Annotated in this window: 23 protein-coding genes; 5 read left to right on the top strand and 18 right to left on the bottom strand. The window is 66.6% G+C overall.

What is annotated here, in order from left to right:
- Positions 1-21: 21 nt before the first annotated feature.
- From ABD05_RS04220 to ABD05_RS04240, 5 genes are read right to left on the bottom strand one after another with little or no spacing between them, the layout of a single operon-like run.
- On the bottom strand, positions 22-639 hold the full coding sequence (locus tag ABD05_RS04220; protein WP_047899085.1) for an SCO family protein: 618 nt from the start codon (positions 637-639) through the stop codon (positions 22-24).
- Positions 640-657: 18 nt separating this feature from the next.
- Positions 658-1,560, bottom strand: a complete 903-nt coding sequence (gene cyoE, locus ABD05_RS04225) for a heme o synthase (protein ID WP_047899086.1) — start codon at positions 1,558-1,560, stop codon at positions 658-660.
- An 8-nt stretch (positions 1,561-1,568) separates the two neighbouring features.
- The gene (locus tag ABD05_RS04230) at positions 1,569-2,681 is read right to left on the bottom strand and encodes a COX15/CtaA family protein (protein ID WP_047899087.1); all 1,113 of its coding nucleotides are present in this window, start codon (positions 2,679-2,681) and stop codon (positions 1,569-1,571) included.
- Between the two features lie 25 nt (positions 2,682-2,706).
- Positions 2,707-3,333, bottom strand: coding sequence for an SCO family protein (locus ABD05_RS04235; protein WP_047899088.1), 627 nt, complete (start codon positions 3,331-3,333; stop codon positions 2,707-2,709).
- A 60-nt stretch (positions 3,334-3,393) separates the two neighbouring features.
- Positions 3,394-4,104, bottom strand: coding sequence for an SURF1 family protein (locus ABD05_RS04240; RefSeq protein WP_047901073.1), 711 nt, complete (start codon positions 4,102-4,104; stop codon positions 3,394-3,396).
- A gap of 84 nt (positions 4,105-4,188) precedes the next feature.
- Between ABD05_RS04240 and ABD05_RS04245 the strand changes: the two genes are divergently transcribed.
- Positions 4,189-4,398, top strand: coding sequence for a twin transmembrane helix small protein (locus ABD05_RS04245; RefSeq protein ID WP_034179103.1), 210 nt, complete (start codon positions 4,189-4,191; stop codon positions 4,396-4,398).
- 192 nt (positions 4,399-4,590) lie between these two features.
- Here the strand turns inward: ABD05_RS04245 and ABD05_RS04250 are convergent, their stop codons facing one another.
- The 8 genes from ABD05_RS04250 to ABD05_RS04285 all read right to left on the bottom strand — a co-directional run bounded on the left by ABD05_RS04250 (position 4,591) and on the right by ABD05_RS04285 (position 11,650).
- Positions 4,591-5,448 (bottom strand): cytochrome c oxidase subunit 3, encoded by an 858-nt coding sequence (locus ABD05_RS04250; protein WP_047899089.1) that lies wholly within the window; start codon positions 5,446-5,448, stop codon positions 4,591-4,593.
- Between the two features lie 141 nt (positions 5,449-5,589).
- Positions 5,590-5,790 (bottom strand): DUF2970 domain-containing protein, encoded by a 201-nt coding sequence (locus tag ABD05_RS04255; protein ID WP_047899090.1) that lies wholly within the window; start codon positions 5,788-5,790, stop codon positions 5,590-5,592.
- Between the two features lie 16 nt (positions 5,791-5,806).
- The gene (locus ABD05_RS04260) at positions 5,807-6,415 is read right to left on the bottom strand and encodes a cytochrome c oxidase assembly protein (protein ID WP_047899091.1); all 609 of its coding nucleotides are present in this window, start codon (positions 6,413-6,415) and stop codon (positions 5,807-5,809) included.
- A 35-nt stretch (positions 6,416-6,450) separates the two neighbouring features.
- Positions 6,451-6,591 carry a cytochrome oxidase small assembly protein gene (locus ABD05_RS38560; RefSeq protein WP_047899092.1) on the bottom strand — a complete coding sequence of 47 codons (141 nt, stop codon included), beginning with the start codon at positions 6,589-6,591 and terminating at the stop codon, positions 6,451-6,453.
- Between the two features lie 69 nt (positions 6,592-6,660).
- Complete coding sequence (gene ctaD, locus ABD05_RS04270) at positions 6,661-8,268, bottom strand: cytochrome c oxidase subunit I (RefSeq protein ID WP_014895962.1); 1,608 nt, start codon at positions 8,266-8,268, stop codon at positions 6,661-6,663.
- 43 nt (positions 8,269-8,311) lie between these two features.
- A complete protein-coding gene (coxB, locus tag ABD05_RS04275; protein ID WP_047899093.1) occupies positions 8,312-9,907 on the bottom strand; it encodes a cytochrome c oxidase subunit II in 1,596 nt (531 codons plus the stop codon).
- 57 nt (positions 9,908-9,964) lie between these two features.
- Positions 9,965-10,489, bottom strand: coding sequence for a DUF2244 domain-containing protein (locus tag ABD05_RS04280; RefSeq protein WP_047899094.1), 525 nt, complete (start codon positions 10,487-10,489; stop codon positions 9,965-9,967).
- Positions 10,490-10,684: 195 nt separating this feature from the next.
- Positions 10,685-11,650 (bottom strand): methyltransferase domain-containing protein, encoded by a 966-nt coding sequence (locus tag ABD05_RS04285; protein WP_047899095.1) that lies wholly within the window; start codon positions 11,648-11,650, stop codon positions 10,685-10,687.
- Between the two features lie 83 nt (positions 11,651-11,733).
- On the opposite strand from ABD05_RS04285, the gene ABD05_RS04290 reads away from it, so the two are divergent.
- Together ABD05_RS04290 and trmL are read left to right on the top strand one after the other, a co-directional pair.
- A complete protein-coding gene (locus ABD05_RS04290) occupies positions 11,734-12,537 on the top strand; it encodes a ComF family protein (RefSeq protein ID WP_047901074.1) in 804 nt (267 codons plus the stop codon).
- Between the two features lie 107 nt (positions 12,538-12,644).
- The gene (gene trmL, locus ABD05_RS04295) at positions 12,645-13,115 is read left to right on the top strand and encodes a tRNA (uridine(34)/cytosine(34)/5-carboxymethylaminomethyluridine(34)-2'-O)-methyltransferase TrmL (RefSeq protein ID WP_047899096.1); all 471 of its coding nucleotides are present in this window, start codon (positions 12,645-12,647) and stop codon (positions 13,113-13,115) included.
- A 22-nt stretch (positions 13,116-13,137) separates the two neighbouring features.
- Here the strand turns inward: trmL and ABD05_RS04300 are convergent, their stop codons facing one another.
- The 5 genes from ABD05_RS04300 to ABD05_RS04320 form a co-directional block, all read right to left on the bottom strand.
- Positions 13,138-13,662 carry an O-acetyl-ADP-ribose deacetylase gene (locus tag ABD05_RS04300; protein ID WP_047899097.1) on the bottom strand — a complete coding sequence of 175 codons (525 nt, stop codon included), beginning with the start codon at positions 13,660-13,662 and terminating at the stop codon, positions 13,138-13,140.
- 92 nt (positions 13,663-13,754) lie between these two features.
- The gene (locus ABD05_RS04305) at positions 13,755-14,753 is read right to left on the bottom strand and encodes an NAD(P)H-dependent glycerol-3-phosphate dehydrogenase (RefSeq protein WP_047899098.1); all 999 of its coding nucleotides are present in this window, start codon (positions 14,751-14,753) and stop codon (positions 13,755-13,757) included.
- Between the two features lie 25 nt (positions 14,754-14,778).
- A complete protein-coding gene (gene secB, locus ABD05_RS04310; protein ID WP_047899099.1) occupies positions 14,779-15,261 on the bottom strand; it encodes a protein-export chaperone SecB in 483 nt (160 codons plus the stop codon).
- Between the two features lie 107 nt (positions 15,262-15,368).
- A complete protein-coding gene (grxC, locus tag ABD05_RS04315; RefSeq protein WP_034179116.1) occupies positions 15,369-15,629 on the bottom strand; it encodes a glutaredoxin 3 in 261 nt (86 codons plus the stop codon).
- On the bottom strand, positions 15,626-16,048 hold the full coding sequence (locus tag ABD05_RS04320) for a rhodanese-like domain-containing protein (protein WP_034179117.1): 423 nt from the start codon (positions 16,046-16,048) through the stop codon (positions 15,626-15,628). The genes grxC and ABD05_RS04320 overlap by 4 nt, the downstream gene beginning before the upstream one ends.
- 134 nt (positions 16,049-16,182) lie before the next feature.
- Between ABD05_RS04320 and gpmA the strand changes: the two genes are divergently transcribed.
- The gene (gpmA, locus tag ABD05_RS04325; RefSeq protein WP_047899100.1) at positions 16,183-16,929 is read left to right on the top strand and encodes a 2,3-diphosphoglycerate-dependent phosphoglycerate mutase; all 747 of its coding nucleotides are present in this window, start codon (positions 16,183-16,185) and stop codon (positions 16,927-16,929) included.
- A 256-nt stretch (positions 16,930-17,185) separates the two neighbouring features.
- Positions 17,186-18,736 (top strand): S41 family peptidase, encoded by a 1,551-nt coding sequence (locus ABD05_RS04330; RefSeq protein WP_047899101.1) that lies wholly within the window; start codon positions 17,186-17,188, stop codon positions 18,734-18,736.
- The last annotated feature ends 241 nt before the right edge of the window (positions 18,737-18,977 follow it).

Here is an 18,977-nt window from a genome sequence, read left to right on the forward strand (position 1 = left end):
CGGGCGCCCGACGCCTGCCGGTCAGCCGACCAGCAGCTTCAGGTCGTGGACCCACGGGCCGGGGCCCTGGCCGTCGCGCACGAACAGGCGCAGCTTGCCGTCGCGATCGAACACGTAGCTCGCGGCGGTGTGATCCATCGTGTAGCTGCCGGGCGTCTTGCCGGGCACCTTCGCGTAGTACACGCGGAAATCCTTCGCGACCTTCTTCAGCGCCGCTTCGTCGGCCGGCCGCAGGCCGACGAACGACGGATCGAACGCGGGCACGTACTGGCCGAGCAGCGCCGGCGTGTCGCGCTCCGGATCGATGGTGACGAACAGCACCTGCACGCGCTTCGCGGCATCGGGCCCGAGTTGCTTCAGCGCCTCGGACAGCTCGGCCATCGTGGTCGGGCACACGTCCGGGCAGTGCGTATAGCCGAAGAACATCACGACTGCCTTGCCCTTGAAGTCGGCGAGCGTGCGTACCTTGCCGGCGGTATCGGGCAGCGAGAAGTCGTTGCCGAACTGCGTGTTGCCGGTGAGGTCGAGATTCTGGAATTTCGGCGCGTTGTCGCATCCGGCGAGCAGCAGCGCTGCCGCGAATGCACACGTGAGCATCCAGCCTTGGCGCGCGCGGCGCCCGAACCGTGAATGGAGCATTGCGTTCAAACCGTGCGGTTACACGCCGAGCAGCGGGCGTGCATAGTGATCGACGAGCAGCGCGACGAACAGCAGCGACAGATAGACGATCGAGTAGCGGAAGGCCTTGCGGGCGAGTTCGTCCGAATAGTCGCGGTAGATCTTCCACGCATACGCGAGAAACACCGCGCCGAGCAGCACTGCGCTCGTCAGGTAGACAGCCCCGCTCATCCCGGAGATGAACGGCATCAGCGTGACGGCGAACAGGATCACCGTGTACAGCAGGATATGCAGCCGCGTGAACTTCTCGCCGTGCGTGACGGGCAGCATCGGCAGCCCCGCGGTCTCGTAATCCTTGCGGCGATAGAGCGCGAGCACCCAGAAATGCGGCGGCGTCCACACGAAGATGATCAGCACGAGGATCCACGCGTCGCCGGGCACCGCGCCGGTGACCGCGGCCCACCCGAGCGCCGGCGGCATCGCGCCCGACGCGCCGCCGATCACGATGTTCTGCGGCGTCATCGGCTTGAGCAGCAGCGTGTAGATCACCGCGTAGCCGACGAACGTCGCGATCGTCAGCCACATCGTCAGCGGGTTCGTGAACGTATAGAGCGTCCATGCGCCGACGCTGCCGAGCACGGCCGAGAACACCAGGATCTGCGGCGTCGTGATCTCGCCGCGCGCGGACGGGCGCCATGCGGTACGGCGCATCATCGCGTCGATCTTCTGTTCGACGAGGCAGTTGATCGCGAACGCGGCGCCGGCCAGCAGCCAGATGCCGATCGTGCCGCCGATCAGCACACGCCACGGCACCATGCCCGGCGTCGCGAGGAACATGCCGATCACCGCGCAGAACACCGCGAGCTGCGTGACACGCGGCTTCGTCAGCGCCATGTACTGGGAAAAGCGGCTACCGGGCGATTGGGAGAGGGTGCTTTGCATGGGGGCGGTCACGCCGGGGCGGCGTCGCGCGCAGGCTGCGCGACACGGCCGGGGCGGCTTGAAAGGATGCGAAAGTTTAACATGACGACGAGCAGCAGCAGGATCGCGGCACCGCCGTTGTGCGCGACCGCGACCGGCAGCGGCCACTGCAGCACGATGTTGGTCAGGCCCGTCACGAACTGCAGCAGGACGACCAGCAGCACGCCGTTCGCGGGCCGCCGCAGCGATTCGAAGCGGCGCATCTTCAACGCGAACGCGACCAGGTACGCGACCACGACGAACGCGAACGTGCGGTGCGTCCAGTGGATCGCGACCAGCGCATCCTGCGTGATCGCGTCGCCGTCCTTCGTCATCCCGAGCGCGCGCCACAGGTGGAAGCCGTGCTGGAAGTCCATCGGCGGGATCCACTGGCCGTTGCAGGTCGGGAAGTCGGTGCACGCGAGCACTGCGTAGTTGGTGCTCACCCAGCCGCCGAGCGCGATCTGCACGACCAGCAGCACGAGCGCCGCGAGCGCGGCCGCGCGATAGCGCCCGGCCTCCGGGTCATGAGACGGCAGCGGCGTCTGCCGCGCCGCGAGCCAGCCGAGCGTGCCGAGCAGCACGAGGCCGAGCAGCAGGTGGATCGTGACGATCACGGGCTGCAGCTTCATCGTGACCGTCCACGCGCCGAAGGCGCCCTGCACGAGAATCAGCAGCAGCAGGCTCGTCGGCCACCACGGCGACACGTGCAGCGGGCGGCGGCGCAGCCGCGCGGCCCACGCGATCACGACCTGCGCGATGATCAGCACGCCGATCGCCATCGCGAAATAACGGTGGATCATCTCGATCCACGCCTTCGTCATGCTGACGGGGCCCGTCGGCATCGCCTGGTGCGCGGCCGTGATCGCAGCGTGCGCGATGAACGGCGACGACGTGCCGTAGCAGCCGGGCCAGTCGGGGCAGCCGAGCCCCGAATCGGTCAGCCGCGTGAAGCCGCCGAACATCACCAGGTCGAGGGTCAGGAACGTGGTGATCCACACGAGCTTGCGGAACTTGTCGTCGTCGGCCTTCACCCACACGTACGACAACGGCAGCAGCGCGATGCAGAAGCCGATCAGGCCGAGTTGCAGTAGATACGACATCGGAATGGTGCCTCGTTGTATTGCCTTAGCCGATGCTCGACCACTTCAGCAGCTTCGTGACGTCCGACTTGATCTTGCTGGGATTCGGGTCTTTCGGGAAGCGCATCATCAGGTTGCCGTTCGGGTCGACCATGTAGATATGGTCGCTGTCCTTCGTGCCGGCGTCGGCCGGCAGCCACGCGGCCACCGCGGCCGGATCGGCGACGAGCCGGCGCGTGTCCGGATACGCGTCCAGCACCTTCTGCGGCATCGCGCCCGCATCGCTGCGCAGCCACACCATCGTGATCCGGTGCCGTTCGCCCGCCTGCGTGACGCGGATCTGGCGCATGAAGTAGAGCTTCTGCGCGCACGCTTCGTCGCACGCGCTGCGGTCGGTCATCACGAACAGCCACACGCCGCGCAGCGACGACAGCGGCACCGTCTTGCCGGTTTCGTCGGTGACCTGCAGATCCGCCGGGATCGGGCGCTGCGGCTCGATCAACGTGCCGTAGTTCGTCGAACCGCCCTTCGGCTTGATCACGTAATAGGTGAAGTACGACGCGAGCATCGGCGCCGCGCACACGAGACCCAGCAGCACGAGCATCCAGCGGCCGCGCTTGCGGGCCGCGGGCGAGATCGGCGCAGCGGCCGGACCCTGACGGGAAGATTGCATGGACAAATCAGACCTCTCGAAACGAACCCGCGGCGCTTGCGCCGCGTCCTGGCATGGCGCTCATGCGCCGGCCGACTTCTTCGCGGCACGCCGCGCGGCGTACAGGCCGAAGCCGAGCGCGGCCGCCGCCATCGCCCACCACTGAAACATGTAACCGTAATTGCGCTCGACGCCGGTCGTCGCCGCCGGCCAGTCGCGCACGAGCTTGTCGCCGTCGTCACTCGTCTGCTGGATCACGAACGGCTGAAGCGGCAGCCCCGTTTCCTTCGCATACGCGGCGACGTCCAGGTTCTGCCGGATCTTCTGGTGCGCCGCCGATCCGCCTTCGCCGAGCTCGAACGCACGCGACGCGTCGGCGCGCGCGATGCCCACGATCTCGACATCGCCCGCGGGCGTTGCGAACGACTCGATCGCCGTGCGATCGGCGATGTTGCGCGGCAGCCAGCCGCGGTTGACGAGCACGACGCCGCCGCCCGTGAGTTTAAACGGCATCACGACGTAAAAACCCGGCTGGTCGTTATACGGCCGATTGTCGAGGAACACGGCTTGCTCGGGCAGGAAGCGGCCCTTCGCACGCACGCGACGAAACTCGATCGACGCGAGCGCAATCGGCTCGGCGCCGACATCGACGGGCGCCGCATGCTCGTAGCGCACGATGCTCGCCTGCAGCGCTTCCTTCTGGTGCGCGCGATCGCGCTGCCAGAAACCGAGACGGATCGTGACCGCGACGACGACCAGAATCAGCAGCGCAGGCAGCCAGCGAATCTTCATCGTGCGGCCCGCCGGGCACATTCGCGAAAGCGAAGTGCGATAATTATCCTCTTCCTTTCGAATTGCCGTCGTCCGGTTCGTGTCATGCACATACTCGTTCCCATCGCCTTCGTCCTCATCATTGCCAGCATGGGCTCGGCGCTCTACTTCATGATGCACGACCGCGGCCACACGAAACGCATGGTCTGGTCGCTCGCCACCCGCGTCGGGCTGTCGGTCTCGCTGTTCCTGTTCATCCTGCTCGCGAACTGGATGGGCTGGATCCATTCGACCGGCCTGCCGATCGGCCGTTGACGCATGTGCCGCCGCGGCCCGCTGCAACCGATGCGACCGCTGTGACATTTCGCCGCACGGCCGCGCCACCAAGCAAAAGCGCCGCCTGACTGAGTCGCGGCGGCGCCAGGGTGGTGTCGACGCGCAGCCAGCCGCTGCGGGGCCAACACCAATGAAAACGGCCCGCGCATTGCTGCGCGGGCCGTTTTTCATTTACAGCCAGTAGACGACGACGTACAGGCCGAGCCAGACGACGTCGACGAAGTGCCAGTACCACGCGGCGCCTTCGAATGCGAAGTGGTGCTCGGGCGTGAAGTGGCCGCGGATCATCCGCACCAGCACCACCGCGAGCATCGTGCCGCCGAGGAACACGTGGAAGCCGTGGAAGCCGGTCAGCAGGAAGAACGTCGAACCGTACACGCCCGAATTCAGCGTCAGGTTCAGTTCGTTGTACGCGTGGTAGTACTCGAAACCCTGCAGGAACAGGAAGCAGATACCGAACCCGAGCGTTGCGACCATCCATGCGATCGCCTTCTTCCGATGATCGTCACGCAGTGCGTGGTGCGAGATCGTCAGCGTCACGCCCGACGACAGCAGGAATGCCGTGTTGAGCGTCGGGATCGGCCACGGGCCCATCGTCTTGAAGTGACCGGCGAGCGCGGCGGGGCCTTCGTTCGGCCACACGGCGGAGAAGTCCGGCCAGATCAGCTTGTAGTCGAGGCTGCCGAGCTGGTGCAGCGCGATTTCACGCGCATAGAACAGCGCGCCGAAGAACGCGCCGAAGAACATGACTTCGGAGAAGATGAACCAGCTCATGCTCCAGCGGTACGACTTGTCGACGTTCTTGCCGTATTGACCGCCTTCCGATTCGGCGATCGCGTCGCCGAACCAGTGATACAACGTGAAGAGCAACCAAAGCAGGCCGAGCAGCGCCGTAAACGGCGCCCAGTCGTGACCGTTGATCCACAGCGCCGTCGATCCGAGCATGACCAGCAGCCCGATGGCCGCACTGATCGGATGGTGCGACGGATGCGGCACGAAATAGTACGGGGTCTGGTTTTGACCGCTCATGCTTGATTCTCCACTTCAGTCCAATTTGTGTACCGGAAACCGCTCCGGCTTTATTTCTTGCGCGGCGCGACCGCCACCGCTCTTTCCCGCACGCAGCGCCGTGGCGCTGCGCACTGCATTCTTTCGTGGCCGCGGCGGGCCTCAGCCCACGACGGCACGCACGATCAGGATCAGCACGCCGATGAACACGCCGGCCGCGATCAACGCGACGATCAGCACGTGCAGCGGATTGAGCTGCGTCGCGTCGGCCTCCAGGTCGCGCCGCTTGCGCACCCCGAAGAACGACCACAGCACCGCTTTCACCGCCTGGCCGAACGACCCGCCCCGCTTGCCCTCCGTCATCGCCCCGCCTCCGTCGTCATGCGTCCGGCTTCGCCGCGCCCTGCGCCGCGGTACTGCGCGTCGCCGGCGCCGGCGCAGCCGGCGTATTGAGCTCGAAGAACGTGTACGACAGCGTGATCGTTTTCACGTCCTTCGGCAGTTTCGGATCGATCACGAACACCACCTGCATCTTGCGCGACTCGTTCGCGGCCAATGTTTGCTGCGTGAAGCAAAAGCATTCGATCTTCTTGAAGAACTCCGTCGCCTGCTTCGGCGCGTAGCTCGGAATCGCCTGCGCAACGACCGGCCGGCCCTGCCCGTTCGTCACGTCGTACACGATCGTCGTCAGTTCGCCCGGGTGCACGTCGACGCTGTTGTGCTCCGGCTTGAAACCGAGCGGGCCGCGCGCGTTCGCATCGAACTCGACCGACACCGTGCGGCTGGTGTCGACCTGCGAGTTCTTCACCTCGCGCTCGCTGACGTCGCGCTGCACCAGGTTGTTGATGCCGGTGATCTGGCAGATCGCCCGATACATCGGGATCAGCGCGAAGCCGAAACCGAACATCAGCCCGGCCACGACGAAGAGCTTCACCAGCATCGAACGATTGAATGCGCGATCGACGGCGCCGTCTTCCGGCTTCGACATACGACAACTTCCTCGCTACTGCGTCAGTTACAGCATCAGTGAGTGGACAGCCACCACTGCTTGATCACGACACCCACGAAAAAAACGGCGGCGATGACGAGCAGGATGAGGCCGAGCCGCTTGTTGCCCGCGCGAATCTGCTCGGGCGATCGTCTTTCTTGTGGATTCCGGTTCATCTGAAACTTCGGTTCGGCGCCCGCCGCGCCTGCCTGCGCGGCAGGCAGCGGCGGAGCGCACGGTGAAACTTACTCGACGTGCGGCGGTTGCTCGAACGTGTGGAACGGAGCCGGGCTCGGCACCGTCCACTCGAGGCCCGTCGCGCCATCCCACGGCTTGTCCGACGCCTTTTCCAGCTCGCCGCCGCCACGGTAGGCCGGCAGCGCGACCGCGAACAGGAAGTACACCTGCGCGAGGCCGAAGCCGAATGCGCCGATCGTCGCAACCTGGTTGAAGTCCGTGAACTGCGCCGGGTAGTCCGCATAACGACGCGGCATGCCCGCGAGACCGACGAAGTGCATCGGGAAGAACGTCAGGTTGAAGAAGATCATCGACGACCAGAAGTGGATCTTGCCGCGCGTCTCGTTGTACATCCAGCCCGTCCACTTCGGTGCCCAGTAGTACCAGCCCGAGAACAGCGCGAACAATGAGCCTGCCACCAGCACGTAGTGGAAGTGCGCCACCACGAAGTAGGTACCGTGATACTGGATGTCGAGCGGCGCCATCGCGAGCATCAGGCCCGTCAGGCCGCCGAACGTGAACACGAACAGGAAGCCGATCGCGAACAGCATCGGGGTTTCGAACGTCATCGAACCGCGCCACATCGTCGCGAGCCAGTTGAACACCTTCACGCCCGTCGGCACCGCGATCAGCATCGTCGCGTACATGAAGAACAGCTGACCGGTGACCGGCATGCCCGTGGCGAACATGTGGTGCGCCCAGACCATGAACGACAGGATCGCGATCGAAGCCGTCGCATACACCATCGAGCTATAGCCGAACAGCGTCTTGCGTGCGAACGCCGGGATCACCTGCGACACGATCCCGAACGCCGGCAGAATCATGATGTACACCTCGGGGTGGCCGAAGAACCAGAAGATGTGCTGGTACATCACCGGGTCGCCGCCGCCTGCCGCGTTGAAGAACGACGTGCCGAAGTGGCGGTCGAACAGCACCATCGTGATCGCGCCTGCCAGAACCGGCATCACGGCGATCAGCAGGTACGCCGTGATCAGCCACGTCCATGCGAACATCGGCATCTTCATCAGCGTCATGCCCGGTGCGCGCATGTTCAGGATCGTCACGACGATGTTGATCCCGCCCATGATCGACGACGCGCCCATGATGTGCACCGCGAAGATCGCGAAGTCCATGCCCGGGCCCATCTGCGTCGACAGCGGCGCGTACAGCGTCCAGCCGGCGGCCGTCGCGCCGCCCGGCGCGAAGAACGAGCCGACCAGCAGCACTGCCGCGACCGGCAGCAGCCAGAAGCTGAAGTTGTTCATCCGCGCGAACGCCATGTCGGACGCGCCGATCTGCAGCGGAATCATCCAGTTCGCGAAGCCGACGAACGCCGGCATGATCGCGCCGAACACCATGATCAGGCCGTGCATCGTCGTGAGTTCGTTGAAGAACTCCGGACGCATGATCTGCAGGCCCGGCTCGAACAGTTCGGCACGGATGCCGAGCGCCATCACGCCGCCCGACAGGAACATGATGAACGAGAACAGCAGGTACAGCGTACCGATGTCCTTGTGGTTGGTGGCGAACAGCCAGCGCCGCCAGCCGTGCGGCATTTCGTGCGCGTGGTCGTCGTGCGCGTGGTCCGCGGCTACGTCGTGCCCGATGCTAGACATGAGAATCTCCTAATGCGAATACGTCGACTAACTCAGCGACACGTCAAGCCGCCGGCCCGATCTCGACACGCCGGGCTTCCTTCGCGTCAGCCCCGCCCGTGATCGTTTCCGGCTTTTTGAGAATAATGTGGTCTTCCGCCACGCCTGCTGCCTTCAGCGCGTCGCGCACGGCCTGTGCGCGCTGCTTCGCCAGTTCGGCGTTCGCGTCGGCCGAGCCCGTCTTGTCGGTGAAGCCCGACAGCGCGAGCTTCGCGTCCGGATGTGCCTTCGCATAGTCAGCCGCGGCGGCGATCGCCGCTTTCGCGTCGGCCGGCAGCACGCTCTTGCCCGTCTCGAAGTAGATCGTCGACAGTGCGGCCGATGCCGACGCTGCCGCCGGCTGCTCGGCCGCGCCCGACGCAGCTCGCGCTGGTGCCGAAGCCGCTTCGGCCGGCGCCGCTGCGCCTGCCGTGTCCGCCGGCATCTTGCCGTTGCGCGCGTCAGCCACTTGCTTCGGCTGCAGCAGGTCGTTCTTGTGGTTGCCCCACGAATTGCGCTCGTACGTGATGACCGATGCGATGTCGAGGTCCGACAGCGACGCCCACGACGGCATTGCACCCTTGCCGTTCAGCACGCGCTCGACGTGGCCGGCGATCGGGCCGTTCACGATCGGGCTGCCGTCCATCGCCGGGAACGCGCCGAGGCCCTTGCCGCTCACCTGGTGGCAGGCCGCGCAGTTCGCCTTGTAGACTTCCTCGCCGTGCGCGACGAGTTCGGCCATCGTGTAGACCTTGTTCGGATCGACCGACGCGCTGGCCATCTTGGCCTTCTGCGCGGTGACCCACTTCGCGTAGTCGTCTTCCGACAGCACTTCGACCACGACCGGCATGTACGCGTGTTCCTTGCCGCACAGCTCGGTACAGAAACCGCGGAAGGTACCGACCTTGTCGGCCTTGAACCACGTGTCGCGCACGAAGCCGGGAATCGCATCCTGCTTCACGCCGAACGCGGGCACGTACCACGAGTGGACGACGTCGTTCGCGGTCGTGATGATGCGGATCTTCTTGTTGACCGGCACGACGAGCGGGTTGTCGACTTCCTGCAAATAGGTGTCGGTGATCGGCTTCTTGCCCATCACTTCGTCGCGCGGGGTGGACAGCGTCGACAGGAAGCCGATGCCCTCGCCCGGGCCCTTCACGTAGTCGTAGCCCCACTTCCACTGGTAGCCGGTGACCTTGATCGTGAGATCGGCGTTCGTCGTGTCCTTCATCGCGACGACGGCCTTCGTCGCCGGCAGCGCCATCAGCACGACGATGACGAACGGCACGATCGTCCAGATGATCTCGACGGTCGTGCTTTCATGGAAATTGGCGGACTTGTGGCCTTTGGATTTGCGGTGCGCGAAGATCGAATAGAACATCACGCCGAACACGCCGACGAAGATCACCGTACACAGGATCAGCATCATCGTGTGGAGATCGTAGAGCTCCTCGGCGATCTTCGTGACAGGCGGCTGAAAGTTGATCTCGTTGACACGGGGGCCGCCCGGGCTATCACCGACCGCCAGGGCGGCACCGGCAAAGAGCAAACCGCTGCATGCCAGCACGCCCGCGAGGGCTCGCTTGATTGTTTTCATAGCATCCTTACCCAAAATTTCCATTCAAACCCTCCCCCGTCGCAAGCCGCCGGCCTGTTCCCGGCCGGTGCCCGCGCCTCGTCAGCCGCAGCGCCTGAGCGACACGCGCAGTTCGTCGGCGAACTGCGCACGCTTGTGCTGCGCGAGATGCTGCCCGATTACGACGGTCTGCCCGCGCGATACCAGTCGAATCGGATCGCGTGGCGTCGCACCCGGCTCGACCCGCACCCAGCGCGGGTTGAATTCGATCTGCGTGAGCCGCTCCGCATCCATCCGCTCGATCACGAGCCGGTGCGGAAACAGCCTGATGCGTTCGTAATCGACCGCATGGCGAGCATAGATCGCAAATGCGACACCCACCGCCAGCAACTCGATTCCGGTGAAGGGCATGACGAGCCAAGCCCCCCACCACATCAGCAACCCCGCGATCACCAGCGAGAAGCCTGCGAGCGACGCGTAAAGCAGCACGAACTGGCGTGGCGACGCCGAACAGTTGCGTTTCATCAGCCAGTCTTCGAGGACCGGTTCGCCGTTCGTCGTCTCCGCCAAAACCCTCGCTGCTTCCATCGCCGCCTCACGCGAATGGCATGCGATGCATGCCTGCATCGGACTCGTCGCCCCGTATTGCGGGGACCCCGGGACGACAAGCTGACGCATTATAGGCGGGTTCAATGGCATCCACAAGCAAGCGCCTATCGCCCCGCAAGCCAAGCGCGACAAGCTTTCCGGCCATTTTTGGCGCCAATTCGACCCCGCTTTGCGCCGCTAATTCCAGACATAACAAAACCCCTCTTTACCGCTTTACCGATTCTTCGGACGCCCCTTTCCGATGTCCTCGATGCGCACGATCCCGTGCCCTTCTGCGGTCGTGCGCGGCACGGCCTTCCATGCGTGGCCGTAGATCACTTCGAACGTCAGGCCAATCGTGCCGTCCGCGCGCCGGCGCGCTTCCAGCGCATCGCCAAGCGCCGCACGAAAGCGCCGCGTCGCGTGCTGCGGCGCTGCCCGCTCGAACGGATAGGCGCCCCAGCGGCGCACGTCGGCCAGCAGGGAGTCGGGGGATTGGTAGGTGACGGTCAGCACTTCCTGGTCCATCACGGGAATCTCGAAGCCGCTCTCGACGAGCATGTCGCCGAGGTCGTGCATGTCGACGAAATCGATCACGCGCGCGGCGGGCGGCGCGATGCCGAGCGCCGCTTCGGCGTCCGCGCAGGCCGCGCGCAGCTCGCGCAGCGTGTCGGGGCCGAGCGTGCTGAACATCAGCAGCCCGTTCACGCGCAGCACGCGCTGCCATTCGGGCAGCACCGCGTCGGGGCGCGAATGCCAGTGGAGCGCGAGATTCGACCAGATCAGGTCGAACGCGCCGCCCGGGAACGGCAGCGCGGCGAAGTCGGCCTGCGCGACGCGCGGGCCGCGCTGGCCCAGCGCCCGGCCGAGCGAAGCCGGCAGCCAGCGGCGCCAGCTCGTCTGCTCGACCTCGCGCTGACCGGCCCGCGCGAGCATCGCGCCGGACAGGTCGACGCCGAATACGGGCGCCTCCGGAAAGCGCGCGCGCAGCGCCGGCAGATCGTCGCCCGGGCCGCAGCCCGCATCGAGCACGGCCGTGGGGCTCACCTTGATGTATTCGAGGCGCTCGTTCATCCGCTGCGCGATCTCGCGCGGCAGGAACGCGACCGCGTCGAACGTGGCGGCACGGCGATCGAAGATCCGCCGCAGGCGCCTGGCGTCATTGGCCGGACGGCTGGTTGAAGTCGAAGCTGGGGACATGTCGGGCACACTGGCGAAGAGCCCGAAGTATACTCGCTCGCCCCGCAGGCTTCATCGAGACGGGGCTGCCAGGAGTGTTCGCGATGATCCGCAGTTCCGCTCCGCGCACGATGCGCGTCGTTTTGTCGCAGTTTCGCACGCTGGCCGCGCGCTTCGCCGCGGTCGCGCTGCCGAATCGCTGCGCACTGTGCGGCAATTTGTCACACGCCGTGATTTGCGTTGCCTGCGACGCCGCGTACTGGAATGAAGCACGGCTGCGCTGCGACGTCTGCGCGCTGCCGCTGGGCGTCGGCCAACTGCGTTCGCGCCCGCTCCGTGGCAGGCACACCGGCGCCGGCCGCGCGGCCGCGTACCGCTGCGACGCGTGCCGCACCGCGCCGCCGCCGTTCGATGCGACGCTCGCGCTCGCGGATTACCGCGCGCCGCTCGACGGGCTCGCGCGTGGCCTGAAGTTTCATGCGCGGCTCGCGCTCGGCGCCGAATTCGCGGCCCGGCTCGCCCGGCTGGTCGACGATACGCAACGCACCGGCGGCTTCGACCTGGTCGCGCCGGTGCCGCTGTCGCATGGGCGGCTCGTCGCGCGCGGCTACAACCAGGCATGGGCAATCGCGCGGCCGCTCGCGCGCCGGCTCGGCGTGCACGCGGATGCGGCGCTGCTCGCGCGGGTCGCCGACACCGCGCCGCAGTCGCGGCTCGCCCTGCGCGCGCGGCGCGACAACATGATGGCGGCGTTCGCAGTGGCGGGCGACGTCGCGGGCCGCCACGTTGCGCTCGTCGACGACGTGATGACATCCGGCGCGACGCTCGCGGCCGCCGCGCACGCACTGAAGGCGGCGGGCGCCGCGCGCGTGACGAATCTGGTTGCGCTGCGCACCGCCAGGGATTAATTAGATAGGGAGGCCGGCCGCCTGCACGCGGCCGTAGCCGTCACGAACCGGCCGGCCGGGAAGGAGCGCGCGCTGCTCCGCCCCGGCCGGCCCAGCCAAACCGAAACATGTTCAACGTCGTCCTCGTCGCTCCCGAAATTCCGCCGAACACCGGCAACGTGATCCGCCTGTGCGCCAACACCGGCGCGCACCTGCACCTGATCGAGCCGCTCGGCTTTCCGCTCGACGACGCGAGGATGCGCCGTGCCGGCCTCGACTATCACGAATATGCGCAGATGCGCGTGCACCGCGACTGGGACGCGTTCGTCGCGGCCGAATCGCCCGATCCCGCGCGGATGTTCGCGTTCACGACGCGCGGCTCGGGCCGCTTCCACGATCATGCATTCCTGCCGGGCGACTGGTTCGTGTTCGGCTCGGAGACACGCGGCCTGCCCGCGGGGCTGCTCGAACGCTTCCCGAACGAACAGCGCGTGCGCCTGCCGATGCGGCCGGACAACCGCAGCCTGAACCTGTCGAACACGGTCGCGGTGGTCGTGTTCGAGGCGTGGCGCCAGGCCGGCTTCGAAGGCGGCGCATGACGCGGGCCCGCCGCGGGCTGCATCAGGCCCGCGTAAGCCGTGCGCGATACAGGTCGTAGATGTCGGGGGAAAAGCACGCGAACACCACGCGCGCAAGATTCGGCGCCTGCGGCAGCATTTCGGCGACGGTGCCGACTGCGATTTCGACGGCCTCGCCCGCCGGATAGCGGTAGATGCCGCAACTGATCGCCGGGAACGCGATCGACGTCGCGGCGACCTCCTCCGCCAGTTCGATCGCGCGCCGGTAGCACGATGCGAGCAGGTCGGGCTCGCCGCGATCGCCGCCGTGCCACACCGGCCCGACCGCATGGATCACGTAGCGCGCCGGCAGCCCGTGGCCGCGCGTAAGCTTCGCGTCGCCCGTATCGCAGCCGCCGAGCGTACGGCACTCCGCGAGCAGGCCGGGGCCGGCTGCGCGATGGATCGCGCCGTCGACACCGCCCCCGCCGAGCAGCGAGCCGTTCGCGGCGTTGACGATCACGTCGACCTCGAGCGTCGTGATGTCGACGACCTGCGCGTCGAGCGTGGTGGAATGGATCTGCAGCATGACAACCTCCCGAAGTGCCGGAGACTGTTCAAGCGTAGTGCGCTTTGGCGCCGCGCGCCTGGCGCGACCGCGCCGGGCGGCGCCCGTCCGCGCTACTCGGCGCGCGCGTCGCGCCGCAGCAGGCCGCTGACGGCGTCGCGCGGCGCAATGCCGTCGAACAGTACACCGCACACGGCTTCGGTGATCGGCATCTCGATCGATTGCGCTTGCGCGATCGCGAGCACGGCCTGCGCGCAGCGCACGCCTTCGGCCACGTGGCCGAGCGCACCGAGGATGTCGTTCAGCGTGCGGCCGGCCGCCAGTTGCAGGCCGACCGTGCGGTTGCGCGACAGGTCGCCCGTTGCGGTGAGGATCAGGTCGCCGAGGCCCGTGAGGCCCGTGAAGGTTTCCGCGCGGCCGCCGAGCACGACGCCGAGCCGCGACATTTCGGCGAGGCCGCGCGTGATCAGCGCGGCGCGCGCGTTCAGCCCGAGGCCGAGGCCGTCGGAAATGCCGGTCGCGATCGCCAGCACGTTCTTCACCGCGCCGCCGACCTCGACGCCGACCACGTCGTCGCCCGTATAGATCCGCATCGCGCCGTGATGGAACGCGGCGAGCGTGCGCTCGCGGCATTCGGCGGACGCGCTCGCCACCGTCAGCGCGACGGGCAGCGACTGCCCGACCTCGCGTGCAAAGCTCGGCCCCGACAGCACGCCGTTGCTGCGCTGTTCGGGCAGCTCGGCCGCGATCACCTGATGCGGCAGCAGATGCGTGTCGGCCTCGAAGCCCTTGCAGACCCAGACGATGTGCGCGGGCACGCAGCCTGCGTCGCGCATCGCGTGGCACAGCGTGCGCAGGCCGGCCACGGGCGCGGCGATCACGCACAGCGCGTCGTCCGCGGCGCCATGCGCGAGCGCGGCGCCGAGATCGGCGTCGTAGCGCAATGCGTCAGGTAGCGCGATGCCGTCCAGATAACGGGAATTTTCGTGCCGGGCCTGCAGCCCGGCGATGAGCGCGGCGTCGCGCGCCCATAGAAGCGTATCGTGCCGCGCGGCCAGATGGCCCGCGAGCGCGGTGCCCCAGGCACCGGCGCCGAGAACGGCTACTTTCATACCCAGCACCGGTCCGAGTGAAACGTCAGTTCAGCGTCGTGCCGTTCGGCGCGCCTTCGGCGCCGGCGTGCTGCTGCTGAAGCTGCGCGAGACGCTGCTCGTACAGCGCCTGGAAGTTGATTTCCGCCAGGTGGATCGGCGGGAAGCCCGCGCGCGTGATCGCATCGGCGATGTTCGAACGCAGGTACGGGAACAGGATCGTCGGGCAAGCGATGCCGACGAGCGGGTCGAGCTGTTCGTCCGGAATGTTGCGAATGTCGAAAATGCCGGCCTGCTTCGCTTCGATCAGGAACGCGACCTTGTCCTTCACCTTCGCGGTGACGGTACCCGACACGACGACTTCGAACACGCTTTCCGCGAGGCGGTCGGCCTTGACGTCGACTTCGACTTCAACCGACGGCATGTCCTGCTCGAGGAAGATCGCCGGCGAATTCGGCTGTTCGAGCGACATATCCTTCAGGTAGACGCGCTGGATGTTGAAGAACGGTTGGTTTTCGACGTCGGACATGGTGTTTCCCTAAAAGTGGTGACGGAGCGGCCCGGCTTCTCGCAGGCCGCCACGGATGAATCCTGCGCGCCCAAGCCGCGGCGCGGCCGGCGGCCATTCTGCCCTAATCAGGCCGCTTGCAGAAGCGGTGCGAGCCCGCCTTCGCGGTCGAGCTTCGACAGATCGTCGTAACCGCCGACGTGCGTATCGCCGATATAGATCTGCGGCACCGTGCGGCGCCCCGTGCGCGTCATCATTTCCTCGCGGCGCGCCGGATCGCGGTCGATCAGCACCTTTTCGATCTGCTCGACACCGCGCAGCTTCAGCAGGCGCTCGGCCTGCATGCAATACGGACACACCTGCGTGCTGTACATCAGAACCTTGTTCACTTCGCCACTCCTTGTTTGACGACCGGCATCCCGGCCTGCTGCCAGGCAGCCACGCCGCCTTCGAGCACGTGCACCTCGGCGTAGCCCGCCGCCTCGACCTCGCGCGCAGCCTTCTGCGACTGCTGGCCATTCTGGCAGACGAGCAGCACCGGCGTGCTCTTGTTCTTCGCGACCTGCGCGATCTTCGCGCCGATCTCGCCCGCCGCGACCTGACGCGCCGACGGCAGGTGGCCCGCGGCGAAATCGGACGCGGCGCGCACGTCGATCACGACCGCATTGCGGCGGTTGATGAGTTGGGTGGCCTCCGCGGCCGACAGGCCGCCGCGGCCGCGGCGCAGCGCGGGCCAGGCCAGCAGGCCGCCGGATACCAGCAGGATCGCGATGAGGGCCAGGTTCGTGTAATCGGTAAAGAACGTCACGGAATTCCGCCGGAAAAAGAGAAATCGGATGAGGACAATCCCGCCATTATAAAATAACCGTCTTGCGCGATGGCGGGCCCGGGTCGGGTGCCGCGCGACGCGCACCGCTTCCTTCACTACCGACCGCAAGATCCATGTACAAACTCGTTCTCATCCGCCACGGCGAATCGACGTGGAACAAGGAAAACCGCTTCACCGGCTGGGTCGACGTCGACCTGACCGAACAGGGTCGCAACGAGGCCTACCAGGCCGGCGAATTGCTCAAGGAGGCCGGCTACACGTTCGACATCGCGTACACGTCGGTGCTCAAGCGCGCGATCCGCACGCTGTGGCACGTGCAGGACCGGATGGACCAGATGTATCTGCCGGTCGTCCATTCGTGGCGCCTGAACGAGCGCCACTACGGCGCGCTGTCGGGGCTGAACAAGGCGGAAACGGCCGCGAAGTTCGGCGACGAGCAGGTGCTCGTCTGGCGCCGCAGCTACGACACGCCGCCGCCCGCGCTCGAGCCGACCGACGAGCGCGCGCCGTTCAACGATCCGCGCTATGCGAAGGTGCCCCGCGAGCAGCTGCCGCTCACCGAGTGCCTGAAGGACACGGTCGCGCGCGTGCTGCCGCTGTGGAACGAGTCGATCGCGCCGGCGGTCCGCGCCGGCAAGCAGGTGCTGATCGCCGCGCACGGCAACTCGCTGCGCGCGCTGATCAAGTATCTCGACGGCATCTCGGACAGCGACATCGTCGGCCTGAACATCCCGAACGGCGTGCCGCTCGTGTATGAACTCGACGAGAACCTGAAGCCCATCACGCACTATTACCTCGGCGACCAGGAAGCGATCGCGCAGGCGCAGGCCGCCGTCGCGAAGCAGGGCAAGGCGGGCTGACGTCCGGCGCGCCGGGCGGGCCGCGTCCGGCGCGGCGTGCCCGGCCGGCCCGGCACGCCGCGCGAACCTTCGCGGCCCCGCTGCTGTCGAATCCGCTTTCGAACCCGCAAGCGCATCCGGCGGCGCCCCGCCGGGCCTTCTCCGGGCCCTTTTTGCCGCTTTTCGCGGCGTTCCACTGAGTTATCGGACGAACAGTTATACTTGTCCGCTATATCCCCGCTACCGCCACGCGCTTCCCGACCGCACCAGACTCTCTATGCGAATGAAATTGAAGAACATCGGCCTGATTGCCGCGGGCCTTGCCACGGGCGTGTTCGCCACGCTGCAGATTTCCGCGTCGGCCGAGCAGACCGCCACGGCACCGCTTCCCCTCGACCAGCTCCGCCTGTTCGCGGAAGTATTCGGCCAGATCAAGCGCGAGTACGTCGAACCGGTCGACGACAAGAAGCTGCTGACGGCGGCGATCAAGGGCATGGTGTCGAGCCTCGACCCGCACTCGTCGTTCCTCGACAAGACCGACTATGACGAGCTGCAGGAGCAGACGAAGGGCCGCTTCGCGGGTCTCGGCATCGAGATCTCGCAGGAAGACGGCCTCGTCAAGGTGATCTCGCCGATCGAGGACACCCCCGCGTTCCGCGCCGGCATTCGTCCGGGCGACCTGATCACGCGCATCAACGACAAGCCGGTGCGCGGCATGACGCTCGACAAGGCCGTCAAGCAGATGCGCGGCGAGCCGGGCACCAAGGTCACGCTGACGATCTTCCGCAAGAGCGACGACCGCACGTTCCCGGTCACGGTCACGCGCGCGATCATCAAGGTCCAGAGCGTGAAGATGAAGATCCTCGATCCGGGCTATGCGTATATCCGCATCACGAGCTTCCAGGAGCGCACGACGCCCGATCTCGCCCAGAAGCTGCAGGACATCGCGCGCCAGCAGCCGAACCTGAAGGGCCTCGTCCTCGACCTGCGCAACAACGGCGGCGGCCTGCTGCAGAGCGCGGTCGGCGTTGCCGGCGCGTTCCTGCCGCCCGACTCCGTCGTCGTGTCGACCAACGGCCAGATCCCCGATTCGAAGCAGGTCTACCGCGATACGTACGACAACTATCGCCTGCCCTCCTTCGACGGCGATCCGCTGAAGAACCTGCCGCCGGCCTTCAAGACCGTGCCGATGATCGTGCTGACGAACGCGTATTCGGCGTCCGCGTCGGAAATCGTCGCCGGTGCGCTGCAGGATTCGAAGCGCGCGCAGATCATGGGCAAGACGACGTTCGGCAAGGGCTCGGTGCAGACGGTCCGCCCGATGACGGCCGACACCGCGCTGCGCCTGACGACCGCGTACTACTACACGCCGAGCGGCCGTTCGATCCAGAACAAGGGCATCACGCCCGACGTGCCGGTCGATCAGTACGCGGACGGCGATCCGGACGACGTGCTCGTGACGCGCGAGGTCGACTACACGAACCACCTCGCGAACACGCAGGATCCGAACGAGAAGAAGGAACAGGAGGATCGCGAGCAGCGCCGGATGGATCAACTGCGCGTCCTCGAAGAGCAGAACGACAAGAAGACGCCGGAGCAACGCCAGAAGGATCGCGATCGCAAGCCGATCGAGTTCGGCAGCACCGACGACTTCATGATGCAGCAGGCGCTCAACAAGCTCGAAGGCAAGCCCGTCCAGGAATCGAAGTCGCTGCTCGCCGAGAGCACGACGAAGAGCCCGGCCGGCAAGGCTGCCGCGGCCCCGAAGGCATCGGGCGCGAGCGTGAAGCCGGTTTCCGCACCGAAGCCTGCGTCGGCGCCGAAGTAAGCGCCGGCCGGCATCCGACGGGCCATCGCGGGAAGACCGCGATGGCCCGTTTTTCATGTGCGCCTAGTGTAGTGTTCGGTGCTAAGCGGTGCTGATGTGCCAGCGGATTCGTGCTCGTGGCAAGGCGCAAACCGCAGCGATGCCCAGTGGCATCGCGAGGATTTGCAACGCAGCCACGGGCGCGAAGGCGCAGCACATCAGTGCCGATTAGCGCCGAACACTGCACTAGAATACGCAGATA

It is taken from the genome of Burkholderia pyrrocinia, assembly GCF_001028665.1.
Lineage (GTDB): Bacteria > Pseudomonadota > Gammaproteobacteria > Burkholderiales > Burkholderiaceae > Burkholderia > Burkholderia pyrrocinia.